Genomic DNA, 21,960 nt, shown 5'->3' with positions numbered 1-21,960 from the left:
TCAGGCGCCCGTCTGGAGCGGCTCGCCGTAGAGACAACCATTCCGCTCGCGCGTCACACGTACCCAGTCGCGCAATGCGTCACGGAAAAGCCTCGCCTTACCGACAGCGCGCCCGAGAACGCAGCCGCGAATGACGTTCCAGTATTCGATGCCGAACAGGTCCGGGTTACACAGCAGGTAGGAGATCTGGCATTCCAGATCGTCGTAGTCGAGCGTCTCAATATCCGTGAACGCGTCTCGCGCACGATCGGCCGTGATCTCGCCGAGGCGACGCTTACGCGCGATGATCTCTTTGATCGCGATGATCGTTTTGTCGAAGTCGTGCACCAGTACGCCGTCGATGATGGTTCTCATGCTGCACCTCGCACGGTTGCCAAGCACACGGCGGACCCAAGGGCTAGCAACTGCGCGCCTCGCTCGTCGCGTTCAGCGCGATCTGCAAATGCGACGACAGAACGCGTACCCTCGTGAGCGATAAAGCGGAGAACGTAGGGGCGGAGCGCGGGCGCCGATGAGGACTGCGAAGTACGGGAGATCGGAAACAGTGCGAGTGCGGCTGAAAACATGGTGACATCCTGACGATTTTTTTGAGATTTGCCCTTTTGAGGGGCGGCCAGGCGCTCAAAACCGTCGTCAGCACGGCGGGCATATTTCCCCTTGCGGGGTCTTTCATTAGCCGCACGCCCGGCCATAGATGCGAAACCTATGGACGAAAAAATTCCGCATGCTATCGGGTGCGGATTCCGCTGACTGTTTGGTGTTTTGAGCACCGTGTCAGAACTGTAGCGCGCGGGGTTTACCCCCGTCAAGGGCATTTCGCGAGATTGACGAAAGTACTGGCCCCGCGTGCATTGGCACGGCGCGCGCGGCTTGCGGACCGCCAACGCAAAGAACTCGGCAAAGCGGAAACCCGCGCGATCGCCGGCCGGCGCAACCGGCGTCGGCACCGTTGGGCTAAGCGGAAAGGGGCGCGGTCTGAGCTAGCCACCGTTCAGCCCCTTTAGCTTCATCTCAAACCATAAAGCCGGCTTTTTCGATCAGCGACAGGTGATGGTCGATCTCGGCGGTGCCGTATCCGTCCACCTGCATCTCTGGATGCATCCGGCTGAATCTGTGCGCTGTGGGCCGGGCGGCAATGACAACGCCTCGAGCTTCAGCATTGGCTCGCGGATCAGGTCCACGTCACGCTTCATTCTTGGGGTTCTGCTGACCAGCCTGATTGGCCTTCAAGGCAAGCGCTTGCGCGAGGAGCCGCTCAAATTCTTCCTGGGTATTCGCTTCGATCTCGATGTCGCCGGCCTTCATCCGCACCTTGCGGCCGGCGCGGCCCTGCAGCCATGCTGACAATATGGCGGCAATGGCAGAGCCGAAAATGGGCCCTAGTGTTTGCGCAAATTCCACTATCAAATCGAGGGGTGCATCCTCTTCGATTCTGTCGATTCCCTCTTTTTCGGGTACCACTTTCCCGCCGTGCGCCTGTGCGAGCTTGGCAAACTGCCGTAGGCTAGTGGTATCAAATTCATTGTGCGCTGATGAAAGGCAAACTTCAATCCTGTCGGCGGCATTCATCGGTATTCTCCCGAACGACGATTGATAAAGCACACTATCACATATAAAACCTGGCTACAGCCGGACACCTGTAGTCGACTATTCGACTGGTCCCCGCACCGTAACGACGAACGCTTGCGAAGACCGGCCCTCATCCGGCAGCCGCCGAGATCGAGAACCGAGTCCACTCATTGACGAAGCGATGCAGGTCCGCCGGCCGCAGCGGATTGCGATACGGCATGCGATTCGCGCCGAGCGCGCGGCGCCGCGCGAGCTCGATCGTCATGGTTTCCGCGTCGTCGACGTGGGGGGGGCGCCGTCACGCGATTCATAGCGGCGGCCGCGTTCGGTGATGACCACCCACAGGCCAGCGCCGTCGAGATATACGCCGGTGTCGGCAGCGTTGACGAAGTCTTGGGAGAGGAGGCCGCGAAGGCGCATCAAGGTGCTGCTCATGGGTCTAGCCCTCGGTAATGGGATAGACCCACTTAGCGATGACGACTCGAACGCCGGCGCACGGTGTTACGCAGCGGCGACGCTCGCCGGCCAACAAACGACCGTTATGCATCCAGCGGCAGTAGCCCTAAAACAGTTGTAAATAAACTGTTGCCAACCGATTTATTTACACATAAATTGATGTCCACGTTTGATTTACAGAAGCCTATAGAGACCACCTCGTGAAAACAATCGAAGAAATCCGCGCCGACAACTTCGAGGCCCAGCGTCTCGTCTACGTTGCGAAGTACAAAGACCTTTTCCCGGATCGCCCGGAATACGGCACGCGGCAACACTTCGGCGCCAAACTCGGACTTTCGCCTGCGTACGTCTCGCATATCAAGACGGGCAAGAAGGCGATCGGCAGCAGCACGGCGCGCGACTTCGAAACCCGCCTAGGTCTGGAACGTGGATGGTTCGACAACGTACACGACGTCACTGACGGACCCGCATAGTGCCGCGCGTTTTTGCCTATTGCCGCGTCTCGACCGCCGAGCAGATCACTGCGAATCAGGTGCTCGAGATCAAGAAAGCCGGTTTCGATATCCACCCTAAGCGCGTTATCGAGGAGACTATCTCCGGATCCACGCCGGCCGTCGACCGCCCGCTGTTCTCTAAGCTGCTTGACAAACTCGACGACGACGCCGTACTTGTTGTGACCAAGCTCGACCGCCTGGGCCGTGATACCGCCGACGTGCTCGGCACCATCAAGCGCATTGCCGAGATTGGAGCGAAACTGCATTGCCTGGCGCTGGAAGGTGTTGATCTCGCCAGCTCAGCCGGCAAGCTTCACCTCACGATTCTGGCGGCCGTCGCAACGTTCGAGCGCGACGTGCTGCGCGAGCGCACATATGCCGGCCTCGCGCGCGCTCGCGCAGAAGGTCGTGTAGGAGGTCGGAAGGACGTGCTCGAGGGGATCGCCAAGAAACGCAGGGTCACGATCGACGAACTGCGCGCCGAGATCAGGCAGAAGATCGCCGACGGCGGAACGTCGCGCGGACTGGCGAAGGAATACGGCGTGTCTCACACAACGATCAGCAAGGCATCAAAGTAACGCACCGTGCCTGCGGATCCGGCTCCTCCGCAGAGACCAAACAATGAGACATATTCCGAAGCTTATTTTCGCTGCAGGGGCAGCGCTGCTGGCTTACTCGATTTACGGGTGCGTATTGACGCCGTTCGGATGGTACGGCGCGACGTCTTTTAGCGCAATGACTCCGTCAGCGATCGGCTTGCTCGTCGCCTCGATCGCCGCTGAGTATCTGTTCTGCAGGACATCTGCATGAGCACCGTCTACAGCAATGAAGGCATCATTCACGACCCGGAGCACACCGCGATCGCCGCCAAGACGATCATCGTTCGGCAGCGCCGGCGCAAACAGATGCCCGCGCTCGAGGCGCGTCGCGCCTTCACGGCGATCGAGTCGGACGATGACGACCTCGAGGCGCAGATCGGCACGATCCTTAGCTATCCGCGAATATTCGGCCGCCAGTACTGGACCGTCGTGCGTGGCGTCTCGATCGGCCCTGCACTTTGGCGCGACGCACTGGAGGCATTCGTGCGTGAGACGCGCGAACGCAACGGCGCGCTCCGCAACGAGCCGCTACCCGTCTACGCCGAGAACAGTCTCGCCATGTTCCTCCGCGACGCCGTGAAGGCCTGAACTCCGTCCGCATTACAAGAAAGGAAACCGGTTGATTTACCCTGCGGACGACGCGCAACAACCGCTCACAGGCTATTCCACTTGCGACAGACGGCCGTCGCAGTTCGATCCAGAGCGGTCATTGGCGTCACAAAATTCGGCACCCGGAAGGGGACGTTAAGCCGATCAAGCCCATGAGGTCCAGCGATAAAAGTCCTGCCACGGGTAGCCAACGCTGCTCTTGGAGATGGCGTCGCCATTCTCCATAAACCCCTGATAGTGGACGGTGCCGAATCGCGCGAGGTCGATCCTCGGGCAAGCAGGTACGCCGTCTCCGTCTCGTTCGTTGGCTCGTCGAGCAATATTATCTGCCACGGCAAAGCTAACGATGTCCGCAAACTCCAGGTACTCGCTGGAGGTCGGCAGCACGAACTCGGGCGACTTCACGGGCAGCGTGTTAGTGATGAAGGGCCACATGAGCGTGAGCCTGCCGCCTGCGAACAATTCCTTTGCCCAGCCATCATCGTTGGTGCGCTCGAAGTAGAAATGTGGGCAGAGGCCCTGCCTGGTCATCTGCTCGATGGCGAACTGGACAAGCGGCCCGAACACCCGTGCTTTGCACGCGGCTTGCTCCTTTGCTTTAAACGCCTGTGGCTGGAAGACGACCCCTGCGCAGTTCAAGATGACCAGCCTGCCGGCCCGCATTGCGAGGAGGTCCGCTACCTCGCCTAGGAACGCGGAGACTTGCTCTGTCGGCAGTCTCGCCGCACTCCCGCGAGCGTCATGAAAGAGCGTCTTGCAATGGACGACGGCATCCGCGCCCAGACGGGATTTCTTCAGTGATCGGTACGCTGCCAGCAACTCCTGATTCTCGGCGGCAATCCGTGGCCTCGAAATCAGGGTGTAGGTTACGCAGTAGCGGTTGTCGCGGCTTGGGCTGACGATATCGCGCATGGCTTCATCGCCGTACAGCGCAACGTCATCTTTCTTCGGAACACTTGGAAGTCCGACCTCAAAGCGAGTTGAGCAACTCGGACATGCCAGTTCTCCCGTTCCCGGACGGTAGAGCTTGCCTTCCGACCTGAAGGGCATCAGCGGAGGACGCTTGGCAAGCCAGTCCGGGACGAAGGTGTGGCCATTGGGGCATACAAACGACTGCCGGAGTAGCCATTCGGGGCAGTAGCCTACGTTCTGTGGCGTTCGCTCAATCCCTCCTCGCTTCAGGAATCTGGCATGCTCCTCGTTGACCCAGTCTTTCTGGTCAAGTCGCAAATCGCGTCTAAGGTGGTTGAAGGACTCAAAAGCCATTGTCACGCGCGGGATTGTCGAAGGTTGTCGGAGCCGGGAGTTGGCGTTTGCTGACCGCATGAAGTCACTGGAAATGCGAATTTGTGACCGCGTCAGACATTTTCCAGTATATCGCCCGGGAGCAGTCATTTACGACCGACGCCTTCTGGCCGCACTGAGCCCTTACTGAAGCGCCCCATCTACCCGGAAGCAACCCCGCCGGCGTAGACCACCGCTGAGTATGAGGGTTGCGCCACCGGCACCGGCACGACCAACGGAGGCGCAGGAGGCAGCGCGCCCACGCCGCGCATGAGATGGACCGTCACGTTGGACACGCGAACCTGGCGTTGAGCTCGTTGCCGTTGACGCTTCGCCGCACGCTTCGATATCGACGGCGCGCACGCGGGCGTATCGTGCTCGATCTGGTCGACGGCATCGCGTAGGGCGCCGTAAGGATCCTCTCAACATCCACTGCCGGATCCACCAGGTCGACGTCGAGCGCCGCCGGCTCGGGCGCTACAACATCCTCCTGCACACTCGCCACGATCGGCGCGACGGCCCGTTCCTGCGCGTCCTGCACGCCATCGGCGACGGCAGCAACATCCGCCACCTCGACTGCATCGCCGATCTACCGGTCATACACATCTTCGTCGAGAAGCCGGCCCATCGACGCCGGCGCGCGGTACGTGAATTGTGGCGCACGCTCCTCATCACGCAGCACAGCGACGATCAACTCCTCCGTATCGACGGTTTCAGCGATTGTGCGAGTCTTGACGACGCCGCCGGCCCGATACGTGATGGCGCGCTGATCGAGGCGCGCCAACTTACGCGGTGCTGTGCCCTTAGACAAAGGCACGCCGCAACAATGAGACGCGGAATGATTGCCAATACACACACAATGGCAATCGAGGCCTCGAGATCTGGCAAGTAACGCATATGCCGTCCGAGCGCATCGGATCGCGAATCTCGCCAATGCGACGCCTTACCGAATGTGTATCACCGGGGCGGATGCGGATTTTGCGACACACGCGCGGATATGACATGTGCAGCATATGCGAATTGCACGTTGCGACCGATGGGGCAAGAGTTATCCGCTGACCGCGTTTAGATCCAACCCAGGAGCCAGCTTCTTGACGACGTCGGTTTCCGCCGCGAAGCCAGAAACATGTGAGTCAATGCTTCGTAACTGTCGCTGACCAATTTCCTGGGCCACCCAGACCGTTCATAGTGCCTTGAGCACCAATACCACCGTTAATGTACTGGCCGGAATACGTTTGTGTATCACCTGCGTTTGCCCCTTGGAGTCGACGGGTTAGCGAGATTTGGCCAGTCCCGCTATCAATCCGCCCATCAACCGGATTGACGGCACCGCTGGAATTGGTTTGCCAAGTCGAATCCCCAGTAACACTACCGTCGGCATCTGAAATGTGGAGATGCCACGTAGACTGAAATCCGAGGACTGATAACTGCCAGGTTTCTTCTCTGCCAAGTGCTTGCGAGCTTATCGCGGCAAGAATGACGCCAAAAGATACAACCCTCGTCCAATTGGTCATCAAATTTCTCCCAGCAAATTGGTTTCTGGAAAGGAAATGATGGCTGGTCTTCGCGATGACGCGAACTCGCCGAGGACTTCGCCCCCAAGACTACAACTATAGTCAGATTCCCCCGCATCTTCAGACATGTTCTAGTGCCTAACGTGATCCCTTGCCAACTGCCGGTCCCGATAGGCGCCTTGCGCATTGCGGTCAAGTTCGAGCGTGCAATGACGCGGCGAACAACGAGGGGCTGTAAAGGAGAGTTGGCACGATGACAGGCAGCGCTGGGGGCAGAGCGCCAACGCTCCGCAGAAGTATTGCCGTTACGCGCGATACGCTGACCTGTCGCCGCGCCTGGCGTTGCCGCTTAGCAACACGCCGCGACTTCGCAGCCACCGGCGCATCGTGCTCGAGTTGCTCGACAGCGTCGCGCAGTGCCCGCAGCGGGTCAACGTCCACATCTCCAGTCGAATCCGCTTGCACGATGTCGAGCGCAGCCGGCTCGGCCACATCCGCCAACGGACTCGCCACGTTCGGCGACGGCGTGTTCCGGCGGGTCCTGCACGCTGTCGACAACGGCGGCTGCATCCGCAACCGGCACGACATTGTCGACGTCGTCCGACGATATGGAAAAGTCGAGATCAGGATTGCTGCGCAGCGCGCGCGTCGCAGGATCCGCCAGCCATTGGAAGGATGGCGAGTGCTCGGAGTCTCTCAGTAGGTCGACGATTAGTTCTGTCGTCTCAACGGCCCGTTCGACGGTGTGCGTTCCAACCTTTCCGCCGGCCATGTAGCCTATCGTGAGCCGATGCAATGGCGGATGCTTAATAGGCGCCGAGCCCTTAGCGTTCTTCATCAATAACCGCTCTCGTTGGCGGTTATAGCAGCTAATACAGAGCCTCTTCCCGATCAGCCTGCCGTTCGTGCGATGGCACCTCGAGCACGTCAGACTGCCCTTCAGTGTGCCGAGATTCAGATCCGGGCCAGCGCCCCCGTGGGCCGCACCGACTGGGCACCGCTTACAATGTGCGTGACGTCCGAACGCGTCGCCGCTATTGGCCTGCTTGAACTTGTCGGCGCACGATTCGACGCTCAGCGTCGCCTTGTACCGATCACACATGAAATGCTTCACGCCCGGCAATACGTCAAGCTCGAAGTACTGCAGCACGGACTCAGACACGGCGGGCTCCCTGATCAATGACCAATCATCACGGCACGACGGCGCAGGCACAACCGGATCCAGCGCCGGACATGCTATGTCGACGCCTGCACCCAGCCTGTATATCGCCGCCGTGCGCGCCGCGTATCCGCACACGTGCGCTTCCCCCTCCGCGCGCGCGCGGGCGATCGCTTTAGCGGCGGAGTTGTACGGCACGGCCAGGAGATCGGCGAGTGCCGCCACAGTGAAGTCGGCGCTCCGGAGCATATCGAGAATGCGCGTGCGGATGACGGGGTTCGCCACGAAAAACACCTTGCGCAAAGCGCTTTACGTTGAATGCAGCCTAATCGGTGCCCGCCCTCAGGCCCGGCAGCAGGAGCCGCCGGAACAACTCTATTCAGCCGCGACGAGCTCGCGAATGTCGCAGGGCAGTTCACGTTGCATACGACACGCAGCAGCAGCTCGCAGCACATGAGCACGGCCACAGCGACCGCCAAGATAGGCAGCATAGACCGCGCCGAACTCCTCCGGCCTCGCGGGCGCGTGGCCAGCCGGATCCTGATCGATCTGGGCAGGCAACGGCGCCAGCAGCGCATGCAGGAATTCCGCACGAGTCATAGCGGATCCAAATGAGTGCCCACGATCACGCGACGCAGATCCTCCGGCACTGGGCGCCGACGCAGCGACGCCTCAGCTGCGCGCGCCAAGTCGGACATGTCGATATCGCCGACGTGTGCGGCCTTGATCAACATCCCGAGCTGTGCGTGCGTGATACTTGCTGTCCAGTCGACGGCCTCGAGCGGATCCGGCGCAGCCTTGACGAACATCACGGGCAGCGCAGACACGCGTGCAGCAGCCGCCGGCGCGACCGTCTTGTTGTGAAAGATGATGCGCCGGCGGGTCATCACCGGTTACTCGCGATCGCGCGCATCACGTCAGTCGGCAACGCCAAGCCTTTCGAGTGGTACTCGACCGTACGACGTGCTTGGTCGTTTGTCAGTTGTCCAGCCTTCGCCATCTTCAACACACGATTCAGCATCTGTTCGCTGATCGCCGAATTCAGGTCGTCGTGCGCAGCCGCGTGCGCGACGATTGTCTGCTTGAGCATCTCATGACGCGATGTCGCCGGCGTCGATGCGTCATTCGCATCCGGCAACGCCGCTGCCTTCGCAGGCTTCTTGCCCGTGAACGGCTTCACCTTGTCCGCATCGATTCCCGCCTTCGCCATTACTTCGCGAATGGTCAGCGACTTGACGAGCGGCTTCTGCTCACTGTAGCCCTTGTCGATCGACGCCGCGTGCAGCTCATCGAGCAGGGCTTCAAACTGGTTGATACGTGCCATCATTTACCTTTTGCTTTGATTGCTGGGCGCACGCACGCTGCACGCGCCTCGAGCTGGGTGCGCGCCGCGTGTGGCGCAGGAGCAGCCGGCGCAGAAGCCTTCACGCGCCGCGCTCATCGGCAGCGCAGGATTCAGTGCATTGCGGCCGTGCGATTGGCGCGCTTTACGTACGTCTCTTGAACTCATCTAGTTACCGCTTCCTGGAAAAGCCCCTGCCGGATCACCGGCAGGGTTTGAAGTAGCGCGAAAGTCATGGAACGCGCCACACGGAGTAATCGTTACGTGGCCGACGCCTCGACCGTCACTGCTTTACGATCAATCATGACGTCGCTGTTAGCCAAAAGGATGATGCAGGCCGCCAGACAACCCGCGTCGCCCTCTAGAGCCTTGCGCACGGCCAGCTCACACAGGGGCGCAGCGACCTGATTCAGTACCTTGGCGACGCCGCGCTTGATCGTCCGGCCGGATCTGGGCCGACCACGCGTCGGGATCGTTTCGCCGGGCGCAAGCGCGTACGCGTTACCTTTCGGGAATGACATTTGATGCACCTTTCTGTGTTGCCGGCGACCGCAGCCGCCGGGCGTCGCTTATGCCGACGGCAGGGAACCAGTGCGCATCATGTAGCTGATCTTTTCGCCAGGTTTGATCACGCTGAAGATGGAGCCGCCGTTGATCAGGCGATTCGATCTCGCAAAGTTGTCGAGACCGCGCACGCGGGCAATGAACAGATCCTCAACCCGGGCGATGTCTTCGCGCGCCAGGCCAATGATTGCGTTGCTTTTCTGTTTCGCGAAATCGGCCTGTGCGTTCACCAGGAACGCGCGTTCGGTCACAGCGTTGCCGGCGACAGGCGCAGAGTCCGCCAAGCCCTGAAGTGCCGCACGGTCGAGCGAGCACGCGTAGAGCTGTGCGGCCGTCTTATCCGACGTGTCGCCGCCTTGACGGAGCGCGAGCAGCTCGTCGTGCTTCGCGGAGACCTTCGCAAGCTGCTCGTGAACCTGATCGAATTTGGCGTTCGCTTCGTGGAACTTCGACACGACGGCGTCGACCGCGAGCTGGGCGAACGTCACGCATCGAGCAGCCGCTGCAAAGCGCTGGTCGTCGTCAGCGAGGCGCAGATCGGTGCCGATCGCCTGCAGCGCATCGTTCACTTCAGCATTCGCCGCCAGCACGAGAGCCGCCGCGTCGTCTTCCGCTGTACGGAGAGCAGCAGCGTGCGCATCGGCCTGTGCCGTTTCATGGCGCGCCCGAGCGGCAGACAGATCGCCCTGCAATTCCTGCAGTTTCTTCCGCAGAGGCGCCGTTGCCTGCCCGGCGACGAGCGCCTGATTAATGGATACGTTTACCGTGCCGATCTTTTCGTTCAACGCGTCGAGAACTGCTTGTGTTGCTTGAGACATGGTTTCCTACTCCGCTATCTGGTTTGATTTTTTCGGCTACGCCGTTGGGCCTGCCGGTACCTGTACTATTCCGTCACGACCTGATTGGTAAAACTAACTTCTGCAAACAATGCCGTGATTTTTATCGTTCAATGCCTACGAAACCGCGCCAGGTCACCAGCGCGGCCGCTACTCCGTTCAGCAGGCCAGCAGCTTTCCCCAGGCACCTGCGCCGAGGTGCCGATCTGTGATCTCACCGAGCTTCTCAGCCGCAGCGTAGGCCGCCGCCGTCGCCGTCTCAGCGTGCGCAATGTGCTGCTTAGCCACGCGCGCGAGAACCTGCGCCTGCCGTCGTTCCAGCAGCGCCGTCGCGATGCATAGCTCGCGGAGTGCGTCGCCGGAATCGACGCCAGCCGCTTGTGCCTGCTCGTACTGCCGGCGCGCCACAGCGACGCCGCGCGCGGCCGAAACGAGACCCTCATCCTCCGGTCCGATCAAGAACGGAATGCCGACGCCGAGCAGAGCACGATTGAGTGCGTCGATGGACGGGCCAAGGGTCGCCTCGATCGCCGTCTGAAGATCATCCTTGGCGCGTGCAGCGTCGTCGACCCGGCCGGCGGCTTCCATCACCCCCGCCACCTGCAGGTCGTTTACCAGGCGCGAGATCATTGCCTTTGCCACCTTCACCGCGCCACCGTCACAAACAGCAGTCGCCGCCCTCAACGCTTCGCATGCCGCGTCGATACCGGCAGTCAATTCGGCAACGATCGCGCCGTGTTCAAAATTGGACATTCTCCCTACTCCGTCATCTAAGTCTGTAGCGCCGGCGATCGCCCGCGCTTGCCGAATTGTTGGCGTCACGACCAGATCGACGGCCCGGGTTTTTTTCAAACAAAGGCGTCGTTTTCTGCAATCAATGCCGTGAAATGTTTGTGGTGCACTCCCTGCAACAGACAATAAGTGTGTTTATTGCAGACCGGAAAGCCTCACCCAGCAAAGTACCGATCAGAACCAAACTGAGATTCGGGCGCACAGCGGGCTCCGAGCCGAGCAGACGATGAGCGGGCTGCAAGATTCCCTCCTAGAAATCAGCCGTTCGCGCGGTAACGCCGCCTAGGCAGCGTTACGGGGCAGAAACGCGCTAACATTGTGCCGTGAGCACGCGCGAGGAGCCGACATGGATAAGGAAATGGAGCAGCTTGAAGGTGGCGTGCATAGTTCGATTCGCCAGATGCAGGCCGGAACGAGCGCACGGCCCAAAAACGGTATGCGCCCGATTCACCCAGGCGAAGTCCTCCGCGAGGACTTTCTCGCGCCGCTGGGAATGACAACAAACGCACTTGCGAGCGCGCTACGCACAGCACTTTCCAAAATTGAAGACGTCGTGCACGAGCGGCGCGAGGTGGACGCGGAGCTGGCGTTGCGTCTCGCGCGCTACTTCGGCGGGAGCGCCGAGTCGTGGCTCAACCTGCAGCAGGCCTATGACCTGAAGGTCGCCATGCGCGCCCACGGGCAGCGGATCGAGGTGGAGATTGCGCCGCGAGCAGAAGGAGAACCGGAACATTGAGGGCGTCACAATGACCGCAGTAACCATCGGCGTCACCACTGAGGGCGACGTCTCCGCGCGCTTCGTCGCCGCGATGAATGGCGAGTACCAAGGCTCGTTTATCACCTTCACGACGGTCGAGCGGCTGTTCGAAACGCTTACGGACGCGCGCTGGGAGATTATTCTGAAGATGACTGGCGCCGGGCCGCTGTCGCTCGCAGAACTCGCGCGGCGCGTTGACCGCGACGTGAAGTGCGTTCAGGACGACGTGGACGCGCTGCTGAACACCGGCGTGCTTGACCACGTGGATAACGGACTTGTAGTGTTTCCGTACGACACGGTACACGTCGACTTTACGATCGAGACTCGACACTTTGACGGATCCAGACAACGTGAAGATCCGGAAAACCGTTAAATCCCGGCAGTCGGCGCGCCGATCACGCGTGTCCCGCGAGGTTCTCACGGACGCTGACATCGTCGCCGCGTTTCGCGAAACCGGCGACGGTTGGGAGACGCGCATGAACGACGCGCTGCGCGCCTTCCTGAAAGAACACCCGCTGGACACCAATAACGCAAGCAGGAAGCCCGCTCTTCATATGGGCAATCAGGAGATCACTACGTGAGCGCCCCTCAAAAAGAATTTATCTATGCGCTGTACTACGACGACTTCCGCTCGCCCGCCGCCCTCCAGGAGGGACCAGACGAAGCCGTGTTTTACATTGGAAGGACGGCCGATATCGACAGTCGGATAAAGCAACACCGGCGCGACGCAAAAGATGGGCACGAAGATAAGTACGTGTTTATTCGCCATCTAGAGCGACGGAATATCGCATGGGCTATTAAAGAGCTAGCAGCCGTCGACGCATCAGATTCAGACCCGTGGGAATTTCTGTACGTCATTGAGTTCATTCGCAACGGCCACGATCTGAAGAATATGCGGTACGGTGACTATCAGCGCGATCCCAATAATCTGCTGCACCGGCTGAGCAAAGACCCGGCAGTTTCTAACATAGCTGCGCTAAAGCAACGCCTGGCACGCGAGGAAGGCGTGGACACGTCGAACTATGCGACGAGTGAAGCTGTGCAGGCACGGGCCGTACGTCGCAGTCTCAGATGGTTACGGACAGAGACCGAAACGGTCAACGGCACCATTCAAAAGTGGAACATCTATGATCAGGGAGCCGGCACCAAAGAGATTAAAGCCGACTTCTGGATGACGAAGAATGAAGTTGCCAATTGGCTAACGCCCGCAAGTGTGGCCCGTACCGATCGGATCTTCCAGCTGCTAACCGAGTTAACTCCGTCGAATGGGTGCGTAATCAAAAAGAACGAGTAGGCTGTATCCGCTAGTTTCGTCGTCTCCGACGGATTGCTATCGTGACCGTCGGTTAGACGTCTTGTTTCGCGGCGTGACGGTCGAGCCGGTCCTCTCGAACGCGCGGCTAGTGAGATATGCTTTCGGTTCGCTCAATCCGAGCGGTCATAAAAGGAGAAACAGCGATGCCTACGAACGGGTTTTACGCGGTTGAGTTTAGCGCCGTAGTACAAGGTGCCGGCGGAATTGTCGTTCTCGAAGACGGTAATATTCGCGGAGGAGATAGCGAATATCTGTATTCGGGCACCTACTCGGGTCAAGACGGGAGGCTAAGTGCGCAAATCACCGTCAAGGCACACAGCCCCAAGGCCGTTTCCGTATTCAACACTATCGGCGGGAAGTTCAAGCTCGATCTCGTCGGAAATGTGGTCGGTGATGGCTTCCAGGCATCGGGGAACGCACCGGTACCCGGTGCCCCGGGCATTACGATCCGCGCCCGCAAACTTGACGACCTCGCACTTTAAGAACCGACCGTGTCAAGGGGGCGCCGTCGGAGGTCTTCGACGCAACAGATTTATATCTGTTGCGCGCCGCTGATAGCGCCTTGACTGGTGAGGGGGTTCGGGATTGCGCACTTGTTCCCGAGCGCAGGTCGGGCGCGACAGCTGCCCAACAGGGCCAAGCGTGAATCGACCTGCGCTTCTAGCTATCTAACTAGGTCTTCGAGTGTTGACCGGTGAAGCTTGCAGAATCGAAGGATACGTTCGCCAGCTTTGAATATTGCTTTGATGTTGTCGAGCTGCGAGTCGAATGCATCCTGAGGCCATATTCGAGGCGCGTTGACGCGAACGACCGCACTACTACCCGCCTGCTTGACTGACATCTCGTCTTCCAACAAGAGACCAACGGCCGCCTTAAGCCGCCCAGATGGACAGTTGCGCACAATCAGATCGATGCAGGAAGCATTACCTTTATGTGAGATTCGGACGGCTTGGTTCCGAAGCGCCCTGCTTCCGAAACGTGCCCAACTCGGCGCCTTTCTCTTGGAGCGGCCGCTGGGTACGAGTTCCACCTCCAATTCGGGAAAATGCTCCGTTGCATATTCAACGTACAGCCGCCAGAACTCCATTGCTGCAGGATTCTCCTCCCGGCCCAGAATGTCCTTGGATGTAGCATGCAGAAGCAACCTACTCAGGAAAATTGTATGGGTCGAGGTGTCGTCCGCCAACCATCCAGTCGCGGTCTCAATCGACAATGTTCTTCCCCAATCGGAAGCATTCGAATCCCTGATGTAGCACTCTGGAGCGACCAGAACTGTCCAGTATTCGTCCCATTCTCCGGCGCGTCGCCCGCGCTCACCGCGCTCTGTGTATCGCTCTGCCTGACGTGCTTGAAACGCGGCAGTCAGCTTGATCTCAGCCAGTACCGCAATGCGGTGCCCGCCAACGCCCTCGACGATCAGAAGTAGGTCCGTCTCGCCGAAGCTGGGTTCCCGTACGTTCTTTGCGAGGGCAACGAGACGAAATGGACCGGGTCCGACCACGTGTCCAAGTAACCGGTCGCGGAATGCGGCGCTCGCACCCAACTGAACCCACAAAGCCAGCGAAAGATCGCTTTCGAAAATAGCGCCGATGGAGAATCCAAACGCATCATTTGAAGCACCTGCCCGCACGATATCGCATTCAACATCTCGCATCCCAACCCTCCTCACGGGGACGCAAGAATGACATGTCACACGGCACTACACAAGATTCTCGCGCGATACCTACTAACAGATAGAAGATCTGTTGGCGATCGACCGCAGAGACCCATAGGGTGAGCTTTTGCGGGAGACCGATTCAACGCCGGGCGCATACAGGGCGCAGCGTTTGCTGCAAACGACCGTTCGGTCTGCACCGACATTCAACGGCCGTGTGCTGTTTTCCCAACACACTGCGCCCACTATCTGACACACTACCCGCCCAGATTTGATAGCCTTGGTCGTGGCAGAGTGTCCAACGACCGGAGGGCTTAATCATGCTGCGGTGGCTTGCAAGCTGGGCTTCAAATCACGTCAAGACTCCCGAAAAACAGGCCGAGCTCTTGTTGAACGAGTTGCGCATGGAATTGTTCCGGGCTGAGCAACTGGTGCTAGATGCGCAACTGCGTGCTGACTACTACCGAGCTCGCCTGACCTTTCTGGAAGAAGTGACAAAGAAGGGCATCGAGCAGGTATCCGATCAGCGCAAAAGCCAGCAAGAGCCGTCACCGGCGTTGCGGCCAGGGTTAAAGCTTACAGCGGCTCAATAGCGGGTTGATCAGCGATCGATCGAGCCGTACGCGGGACGTGAAAGCGGCGCCCGTAGGCACCCCGTTGATGGCGCAACTATCGTTGAACGAACACACCTGCCCCGTCGTCTGAATACGATTCGCCGCCCGCAAACACGTTGCTCGCGATGGAGTACCACGCGAGCACACCGCATCCGCCTCCCGCCTTGAACGCATCGCCCAACCCGATGAGCACTATGGCGTCTTGCCGGCGACGAAGCCGACGCCGTAGGCGCGTTCCATCGGATCCTGTCGGCCGGCGCGCGGCGAACTCAGATTCTTCCCGACTCCGCGTCGCGTGAGGTCTCGACCGGCGCGTGCGCGGGCTGCTCGTCGCCGGTCTTCCCAACTGCCGTCGCCTTCTGCGCGTCAGCCGCCACGCGTGCAGCGAGCTGCGCCTCGAGTGTCTCGATCATGCGGTTGAAAGCTACCCGTACCTGACGGGGTGTCGCTATTTTAGCCATCTGAATCTGCTCCCATTGTTGCTTTCTACGGCAACGCAGCATAGTGTCGTGCGCCCAGACATCATCGACGTATTAACAGCCAACGGCGCCTAGAACTAAGCCGGCATTTTTGCGAGCGAACCGCCCTGCCACTGCCCATCGCGTACGTTTTCCCACTTCTTGCTAACCTTGCGCAACGAGGCCAAGAGCTGCCCGGCGAGTTCCCTATCGCGGCTATTTTCCAGCCCATCAAGGATGACGGCCATTACTTCTTCCATCTGAGCCCTGTGCATCTCCGCGCTCCAAGCATCCGACTGGTGCTTGGCGGCGAGCGCGGCAGACTGTGCGAACCCGTCACGCGCTACCTTCAGAAGCATCGGGTTTTTCACGCGGCCTCGCCGGCCCGTCTCCGGGTCGATAGGCCATGCCACGTCCTTGAGGGCGCGGTTGATCGCGTCTATCTCTGCGATCCGCTGATCGAACCCAGCGCCATACGGTTCGACGCCGTCGATCATCAGGGTAATTGGTGTCACTGGATGCGTGGCGCCGCCGACAAGCTCCGTCCGATGCTCGACGCCTGCTCGCTCGCCGAGGTGGACCAGCCGGCACCAACTCTCCCAAGTAGGCTTTCCGACGTTTGGAAATAGTCTTCTCGCAGCTCGTTGCCCGTCGATCTTGCCGAGGCGCTCGACGTGTTCGCCGATCGCGATCAGAGCTTTGGCGCGGTCTGGATGTGCTTCACGGGCCATTTTGTGCGCATGCAAAGGTATTCATGCGCATAGTATGAAATCACGACCGGCGCCTAAGCGCGCCGGGCCCCGCGTGACGACTGCACACATATTAAGCACGTCGTTATCTGAAAACGGCACCCGTTTGGACGCCCGCTGCCATCTTTCCACTCGTTGCCGCCGACGACCATAGTGACTCAGATTCCGCTGGGCAGTGACGTTTTAAAGTCTGTCGCTGATTCGCCGATAACCTTGTTTTAAACGTCGATATAACCTACCTCTCCGATGACTGCATACAGTCCATACCTTCAGCAAATCGATGATCTGGTTGGTCAACACGTGCTGGCGATTAGCGCTTTCTTCCATAAGGATCGCCAAGTCCCGTTCGGGGTCGCGGCCGCTAAAGGCTTCGGTTCTGGCTTTTTGATCAAACATCCGAAAGGTGTCGTGTTGTCAACTGCGGAACACGTCGCGCGGCAGGCAGTCGAGGAGAAGATCGTTTTTTTAAAAATTGGAGACACGATGCTCTCGCTTGAACGTCAACAGTTTCTGTTCGATGCGAAAGTCGATGTGGCAATGTCACTGTTCACCTTTGAGCAACTAGAAACGGAAGAGGTGAACAATTTTACGGCGATCGAAATGCCGTCGCGCACTAATCCAGATATCCAGTCTGGATTCTGCGCGGTCGTCGGCTGCCCGAGCACACGCAACAAGCTGGACCAACGCTTTAAAAGGGAAACGGCCCCGCGTATTTTCCATGACCCTCGAAAAGGCGAATGTCACGGCCTTTGCCGGCACCAATATTCCAGCACCTCTGCTACTTCACTACGAGCCTAAAGGAATGATCGCTGGGGCTAACCTGCCAGAGAATGGCGCACCGTCGGATCTACACGGAATGAGCGGCGGCCCTATTTTCGACGTTTGTGTGAGCGCTCCGCGGAATCGCGACGAGCAAGCCGCAATGAGCTTCCGATTTCGACTGGCTGGTATGAGCGTGGAATGGCACGAGGCGGATCGACTAGTCGTTGGCACTCGCACGGAGGTACTGCGCGAGATGATGCAACTCCTTTAGCGGCGTCCGCCGTCAAGCGGATGACCTTGATCGCTGCACCAACGAGGAAAATTTCCGGGTCGACGCACCCGCCCCTTGCTGCACGGGACCGTTCCGGAGCGCTATTGGGAGGAAAACCGGGTGACGCGACGACCGACGGCCAGGCGCCTGCCCTCGTCGACTTCATCCTGATCACCGGCGACCAGTTCGACGGAGTCGTGCACAGTCATGCCATCACCGCTGTGCCCGATCCCCGGCCCCGACCCGGACCACCTCGAGCAGCTCCCCAGCGTTCGCCCGGTGCGGCCGGACTAAGGCCCCCTCTTACGCCAGAGCCAGAACGGTAAGAGACCGTAAGAGCGACCGTAAGACCGCAAACCCTTGCTGCGTATACCTTTCTTACTCTCTTACTCTTTTATAGAGAAATAGATAGATAGATAAGGAGGAGTGTAATCATTGGGTAATCCATATGATTATGGGGGAGAGGGATAGAGGGATGTATCTCCGGGAAATTGCGTAAGATCGTAAGAGAAACGCTGAAACCGTTGCTGGGTAAAGGTTTACCGTCCTACGCACCGTCGTAAGACGGCCGCGAATCAGCGTAATAAGTAAGAAAAAACCCGGCGCGTGGCCGGGTTCATAGGTTCCTCGGGGACTTACGCGCCCGCTAGAACGTCGACGTCGCCGAGTCGTCCTGAGCGGCGAACAGTCCAGCGAGAGGCACGGACAGATAGCGATCAGTACCGGCGCCCTTGAAGTACACCGGCTTTTCACCCGGCTTGGCGCCGGGAACGCGCAGAAGCTGTCCGCGCAGATCCGCATTGAAATTCGTCTTTGCCATCAACTCAATCCGGGCGTCGTTCTTGTTCGATACCTGGAGATCATTCCCACTGCGCCGCAAACCATAGCGACCCAGCATCCGCTCTGCGGCCGGAAGACCAAAACACGAAAGACCTTCAACCTCGTCGCCGCCAGCGATCTGCACGAGCTCGAGGATCGTCGCGTCGCCCCGATCCGTTCTTACGATGCAGGACGTCAACGCCTTGAGCCCGTCGCATCGGTCATCAGCATCTGGCTCGACATACACGTTCCACTCGAGGGACTCGATCAGATCTGTCGCCTGCTCATCCGTCGCCACCTCGCTCGAGAACAGCGACCATGCGCCAGCCAGCAGAGTGCCGTATTGATCGCCGTCGCGTTGATTGCCAAACTTGCGCGCCGCAGCGCTCACGAAGGTGCGGATGTTCTTGATCGTAATCGGCATCAGGCGCAGCGACCGATTGATGATCCGCCGAGCGAAGTCGCCATTGCCGCGCAGCTTCGACAACTCAATCTCGAGATCGGACCATGCCAGATCCCCAGTCTTGTTGTCGCGCTTGTCGCGCAGCCGCAGGACGGTCAAGCGCTCGACGTCGGCCTGTTGTTTCAGCGCCGTCTGAATTGACGCCATACAGAACATCGAGCGAATGTGAAACGACATCGCTTCGCCGCCTGCGGTACCTTTGAGCGTCTTGAACTTCGACTCGGTCGAAGCCTGCCGGATCAGCGACAACACAGCCTGGATCCGATCGGCATCCCGTTCCCGGTTCGATTCTGACTCGTCGAACAGCACCGGCAGAGCGTCAGCTTTCAGGCACTGGCGCAGGCCGGCCTCCGACGTGTTGCCGTTAGCGAGCAGCGCAATGCCGTCTTCGCCGTCGTCGGCGCCACTCGCGAGAGGTGCAAGGAACTGATTGAGAATCGTCGACTTACCGCAGCCGGCGCCGCCCGTCAACCAGATATGCGGACGCCAGGCGATCGCGCCACATAGCGGCGCCAGCGCAGCCCATCCAGCGACGAGCAACGCTGAAGCAGGTTTCTCCCAGCGGAATTTCTCAGCCGTTGTAATTACCCATTGCCCTTCATCATCTGTCGCGACGTCGCCGCCAAGTGCCGGGAGATCACGCGCGACCTCATACACGAACCGCGATTCGATATCCGTTACCTCAGTCTTCAGGCCATTCACCTGCAGGTGACTGCCGGCGTGGAACACGACGCGGCCACTATCGATCCACGCGCCGCGTCCCCGGGTATTCGACGGGTCGTAGATGCCTTTCTCGACACAAGCGCGGATCAGGAAGTTGACCGCTGCGCGCTTGTTGATGCCAGCCTGCTTGCCGGCACCGGCGAAATGCAGTTCCCACCAGTTCGGCGGCGCCAGCTCGATCAGGCCATTTTCAGTGAAATCCGACTTTGTGATGGCCTTGACCTGCTTTGCCTCGTTCTGGAAAACGTAGTACGTGCCGCGATCGTGACCGAGCAGTTTGAAATACCGGTTGTCCGTTGGCCGACCGATAGTCTCGACTTTCGGGGGCACCGACTCGACGAACATCACGCCCGGCAACTCGTCGCTCGCCGGCGCATCGAGAATAGCAACGCTGGCGGCGTTCGAGATTTCATTCCACTGGGCCGCCCCGCGCGCCGGACTCGTCACCTGCTCGACCTTGCTGTTCGCCCATTCCGCATCGACGGCCGCCTGCGTCACAACTTCATTCGCCTCGAGCGCCGCTTCGATTACGGCGATCACCGCCGCGTCATCGTGCGCGCCGTTCAGCATCGCCAAATCGTTGAAGTCGGTACCGGTGGTCGCCCCATCGAAATCAGGAAGTGCGACGAGACCGCCGACAGCCGCCGCCGCTTGGCGAGCACGCGTGCGGCCTGGATTCCCGGCCGTGAACCGGTCATTGTCCGCACACAATACGATCGTTGCCGTCGGCACCTTGGCGCGAACAGCCTCCGCAACCGGCTTCAGGTTGCCGGCGTCGAACGCGACGAAAACGCAATGGCCAGTCGACTTATGCAGGCTCGCGGCTGTCGCGAAGCCCTCCGCGACCAGGACGACGTGTTTGTCGTTGCGCGTCTTCGGCTGGCCGATCCGGAAGAAGTGTCCGCGCTTGTCGCCGCCGGCGAGATATGTCTTGTCGCGCTTGAGCGGGTTATTGGCGTCCGGCAAAATCGCTTGCACTGAATGGACCTTCTTGTCCATGTCCATCATCGGGATCAGCAGTGCGTTCTCAGAGACGATCGAGATCTCGCCAAGCGTCTGATTGGTCGTCGAGAACGGGCCGATCATCGCGCCATATCCTTCGTCGAGACCGTGACGCTGCAGGTAGTCGTTCTTCGCTGCGTCGGCCGCGACGTACGGGCGTCCACCTGCCAACATATCCACCGCGCGACTAGCAGCGACCGCACGGCGTGCAACGGCCTCAGCCTCGCTCCTGGCTTCACGCTCAGCGCGATCACGGGCACGCTGTTCGGACTCTGCAGGCGTCAGCTTGCGCGCCTGCTGGCTGGGTACCCACCCGGCGTCCCGGGCCATGCCGGCGATGGTCTTGAACGTCGACGGATTGGCGCCGCCGCCCTTGAGCGATCGCCACGCGGAAAGCGTATCGCGAGCGTCATATTGATCAGTTGAGCGCTGCGACCATTCGTCAAAGAGATCGAGCCCGACGTCGCCGAACTCATGGCGCAGTGCGCCGCCGATCTTGATCCACTGTGTACGATCACAGTCAGCAGGAATCCACGACAGCATGTCGCGCGCCTGCTCGATCGTCGGTGCGTCGAACTGTTTGTCAGTCCGGCTTTTTGAAGAAAAGGGGTTTCCTGCGGCCGGAGCCGCATCAATGTTCCTTTGCATCTGTCCTTTCAGTTCCTAATCGCCATCTCGCCATGGCGCCAGGGATTGGCTCTTAGCCTCCACCCCGGTAACTTTGATGAACGCAGATCCCTCTGCGTCGCCTATACCGCATGGCCGCCGAGTTTGTTCGGAGTGCCATCCGACGAATTATCCACGTGGGGCGAGGTACTCCAAAGGAGTATATTTTTCGCGCGAGTACGCCCCGGTTATTGACGCGCTATGGATCCGACCGATTGTCGTGACAAACCAAGACTCGCGAAATTTTTCGATCGAGAACTGCTCATCGAGCGGCAAGACGAGATACAATGTGTACATCCTTTGCATCACCCAAAGTGCCCCTGAATAACCGGCTCGCCACTGGTCTCAGGGGTTTTGGCTTTTGGGGAGCGGATTTCTCCAGTTCCTTCCCGATCTCACCTCCCTGACCATGTTGCGGCACGCGCACGACTTCGCGCCGCATCCATACGCAGAAAGGCCCGGACATGCCGGGCCGCGTGTTGCGATGGC

Annotated in this window: 28 protein-coding genes; 10 read left to right on the top strand and 18 right to left on the bottom strand. The window is 59.7% G+C overall.

Annotated features, from left to right (window positions below):
- From B0G80_RS21545 to B0G80_RS45945, 4 genes are all read right to left on the bottom strand, one after another.
- Positions 1-354, bottom strand: coding sequence for a hypothetical protein (locus B0G80_RS21545; RefSeq protein ID WP_116119340.1), 354 nt, complete (start codon positions 352-354; stop codon positions 1-3).
- Positions 355-1,182: 828 nt separating this feature from the next.
- On the bottom strand, positions 1,183-1,569 hold the full coding sequence (locus B0G80_RS21540; RefSeq protein WP_116119339.1) for a hypothetical protein: 387 nt from the start codon (positions 1,567-1,569) through the stop codon (positions 1,183-1,185).
- A 130-nt stretch (positions 1,570-1,699) separates the two neighbouring features.
- Positions 1,700-1,834: a hypothetical protein gene (locus tag B0G80_RS46990; protein ID WP_258878942.1), complete on the bottom strand. Its 135-nt coding sequence runs from the start codon at positions 1,832-1,834 to the stop codon at positions 1,700-1,702.
- The gene (locus tag B0G80_RS45945) at positions 1,831-2,004 is read right to left on the bottom strand and encodes a hypothetical protein (protein ID WP_181919997.1); all 174 of its coding nucleotides are present in this window, start codon (positions 2,002-2,004) and stop codon (positions 1,831-1,833) included. Before B0G80_RS45945 ends, B0G80_RS46990 begins: the two co-directional genes overlap by 4 nt.
- Before the next feature lie 221 nt (positions 2,005-2,225).
- Between B0G80_RS45945 and B0G80_RS21535 the strand changes: the two genes are divergently transcribed.
- From B0G80_RS21535 to B0G80_RS21525, 3 genes are all read left to right on the top strand, one after another.
- Positions 2,226-2,498 carry a helix-turn-helix transcriptional regulator gene (locus tag B0G80_RS21535; protein WP_116119338.1) on the top strand — a complete coding sequence of 91 codons (273 nt, stop codon included), beginning with the start codon at positions 2,226-2,228 and terminating at the stop codon, positions 2,496-2,498.
- Positions 2,498-3,097: a recombinase family protein gene (locus B0G80_RS21530; protein ID WP_116119337.1), complete on the top strand. Its 600-nt coding sequence runs from the start codon at positions 2,498-2,500 to the stop codon at positions 3,095-3,097. Before B0G80_RS21535 ends, B0G80_RS21530 begins: the two co-directional genes overlap by 1 nt.
- Positions 3,098-3,325: 228 nt before the next feature.
- Entirely contained in the window at positions 3,326-3,706 is a 381-nt protein-coding gene (locus tag B0G80_RS21525) for a hypothetical protein (protein ID WP_116119336.1), read from the top strand.
- Between the two features lie 165 nt (positions 3,707-3,871).
- Here the strand turns inward: B0G80_RS21525 and B0G80_RS21520 are convergent, their stop codons facing one another.
- The 10 genes from B0G80_RS21520 to B0G80_RS21480 form a co-directional block, all read right to left on the bottom strand.
- Positions 3,872-4,993 carry a hypothetical protein gene (locus B0G80_RS21520; protein WP_116119335.1) on the bottom strand — a complete coding sequence of 374 codons (1,122 nt, stop codon included), beginning with the start codon at positions 4,991-4,993 and terminating at the stop codon, positions 3,872-3,874.
- Between the two features lie 301 nt (positions 4,994-5,294).
- Positions 5,295-5,582: a hypothetical protein gene (locus tag B0G80_RS45325; RefSeq protein WP_147309888.1), complete on the bottom strand. Its 288-nt coding sequence runs from the start codon at positions 5,580-5,582 to the stop codon at positions 5,295-5,297.
- 18 nt (positions 5,583-5,600) lie between these two features.
- Positions 5,601-5,822, bottom strand: coding sequence for a hypothetical protein (locus B0G80_RS21515; RefSeq protein ID WP_147309887.1), 222 nt, complete (start codon positions 5,820-5,822; stop codon positions 5,601-5,603).
- 1,133 nt (positions 5,823-6,955) lie between these two features.
- A complete protein-coding gene (locus tag B0G80_RS21510) occupies positions 6,956-7,987 on the bottom strand; it encodes a hypothetical protein (RefSeq protein WP_116119333.1) in 1,032 nt (343 codons plus the stop codon).
- A 72-nt stretch (positions 7,988-8,059) separates the two neighbouring features.
- Entirely contained in the window at positions 8,060-8,284 is a 225-nt protein-coding gene (locus B0G80_RS21505) for a hypothetical protein (protein WP_116119332.1), read from the bottom strand.
- On the bottom strand, positions 8,281-8,571 hold the full coding sequence (locus B0G80_RS21500; protein WP_116119331.1) for a hypothetical protein: 291 nt from the start codon (positions 8,569-8,571) through the stop codon (positions 8,281-8,283). Before B0G80_RS21500 ends, B0G80_RS21505 begins: the two co-directional genes overlap by 4 nt.
- Entirely contained in the window at positions 8,571-9,011 is a 441-nt protein-coding gene (locus B0G80_RS21495; RefSeq protein ID WP_116119330.1) for a hypothetical protein, read from the bottom strand. Before B0G80_RS21495 ends, B0G80_RS21500 begins: the two co-directional genes overlap by 1 nt.
- A 275-nt stretch (positions 9,012-9,286) precedes the next feature.
- Positions 9,287-9,547: a hypothetical protein gene (locus B0G80_RS21490; RefSeq protein ID WP_116119329.1), complete on the bottom strand. Its 261-nt coding sequence runs from the start codon at positions 9,545-9,547 to the stop codon at positions 9,287-9,289.
- Positions 9,548-9,595: 48 nt separating this feature from the next.
- Complete coding sequence (locus B0G80_RS21485; protein WP_116119328.1) at positions 9,596-10,408, bottom strand: hypothetical protein; 813 nt, start codon at positions 10,406-10,408, stop codon at positions 9,596-9,598.
- Between the two features lie 177 nt (positions 10,409-10,585).
- Positions 10,586-11,179, bottom strand: coding sequence for a hypothetical protein (locus tag B0G80_RS21480; protein ID WP_116119327.1), 594 nt, complete (start codon positions 11,177-11,179; stop codon positions 10,586-10,588).
- Between the two features lie 439 nt (positions 11,180-11,618).
- On the opposite strand from B0G80_RS21480, the gene B0G80_RS21475 reads away from it, so the two are divergent.
- The 5 genes from B0G80_RS21475 to B0G80_RS21455 all read left to right on the top strand — a co-directional run bounded on the left by B0G80_RS21475 (position 11,619) and on the right by B0G80_RS21455 (position 13,772).
- Positions 11,619-11,954 carry a HigA family addiction module antitoxin gene (locus tag B0G80_RS21475; RefSeq protein WP_258878974.1) on the top strand — a complete coding sequence of 112 codons (336 nt, stop codon included), beginning with the start codon at positions 11,619-11,621 and terminating at the stop codon, positions 11,952-11,954.
- Positions 11,920-12,348, top strand: coding sequence for a transcriptional regulator (locus tag B0G80_RS21470; protein WP_258878941.1), 429 nt, complete (start codon positions 11,920-11,922; stop codon positions 12,346-12,348). Before B0G80_RS21475 ends, B0G80_RS21470 begins: the two co-directional genes overlap by 35 nt.
- A 28-nt stretch (positions 12,349-12,376) precedes the next feature.
- On the top strand, positions 12,377-12,556 hold the full coding sequence (locus B0G80_RS21465) for a BrnA antitoxin family protein (protein WP_258878940.1): 180 nt from the start codon (positions 12,377-12,379) through the stop codon (positions 12,554-12,556).
- Positions 12,553-13,269, top strand: coding sequence for a hypothetical protein (locus B0G80_RS21460; protein WP_116119323.1), 717 nt, complete (start codon positions 12,553-12,555; stop codon positions 13,267-13,269). The genes B0G80_RS21465 and B0G80_RS21460 overlap by 4 nt, the downstream gene beginning before the upstream one ends.
- Positions 13,270-13,433: 164 nt before the next feature.
- Positions 13,434-13,772, top strand: a complete 339-nt coding sequence (locus B0G80_RS21455) for a GrlR family regulatory protein (protein WP_181919996.1) — start codon at positions 13,434-13,436, stop codon at positions 13,770-13,772.
- Positions 13,773-13,954: 182 nt separating this feature from the next.
- On the opposite strand, the gene B0G80_RS21450 is transcribed toward B0G80_RS21455, so the two are convergent.
- Positions 13,955-14,944, bottom strand: coding sequence for a hypothetical protein (locus B0G80_RS21450; protein ID WP_116119321.1), 990 nt, complete (start codon positions 14,942-14,944; stop codon positions 13,955-13,957).
- A gap of 320 nt (positions 14,945-15,264) precedes the next feature.
- Here B0G80_RS21450 and B0G80_RS21445 point away from each other — a divergent pair, with 320 nt between their 5' ends.
- Positions 15,265-15,537 carry a hypothetical protein gene (locus B0G80_RS21445; protein ID WP_116119320.1) on the top strand — a complete coding sequence of 91 codons (273 nt, stop codon included), beginning with the start codon at positions 15,265-15,267 and terminating at the stop codon, positions 15,535-15,537.
- A gap of 290 nt (positions 15,538-15,827) precedes the next feature.
- On the opposite strand, the gene B0G80_RS21440 is transcribed toward B0G80_RS21445, so the two are convergent.
- A complete protein-coding gene (locus B0G80_RS21440) occupies positions 15,828-16,019 on the bottom strand; it encodes a hypothetical protein (protein ID WP_147309885.1) in 192 nt (63 codons plus the stop codon).
- Between the two features lie 95 nt (positions 16,020-16,114).
- Positions 16,115-16,747, bottom strand: coding sequence for a hypothetical protein (locus B0G80_RS21435; RefSeq protein ID WP_116119318.1), 633 nt, complete (start codon positions 16,745-16,747; stop codon positions 16,115-16,117).
- A 264-nt stretch (positions 16,748-17,011) separates the two neighbouring features.
- On the opposite strand from B0G80_RS21435, the gene B0G80_RS21430 reads away from it, so the two are divergent.
- Positions 17,012-17,563 carry a hypothetical protein gene (locus tag B0G80_RS21430; protein WP_116119317.1) on the top strand — a complete coding sequence of 184 codons (552 nt, stop codon included), beginning with the start codon at positions 17,012-17,014 and terminating at the stop codon, positions 17,561-17,563.
- An 881-nt stretch (positions 17,564-18,444) separates the two neighbouring features.
- Here B0G80_RS21430 and B0G80_RS21420 read toward each other — a convergent pair.
- Positions 18,445-21,453, bottom strand: coding sequence for a PriCT-2 domain-containing protein (locus B0G80_RS21420; RefSeq protein ID WP_116119315.1), 3,009 nt, complete (start codon positions 21,451-21,453; stop codon positions 18,445-18,447).
- Positions 21,454-21,960: the final 507 nt, after the last annotated feature.

It is taken from the genome of Paraburkholderia sp. BL6669N2 (assembly GCF_003387275.1).
In the GTDB taxonomy this organism is placed as follows: Bacteria; Pseudomonadota; Gammaproteobacteria; order Burkholderiales; family Burkholderiaceae; genus Paraburkholderia.
Note: the sequence above shows the minus strand (reverse complement) of the source record. Positions and strands in the feature narration are given on the sequence as shown.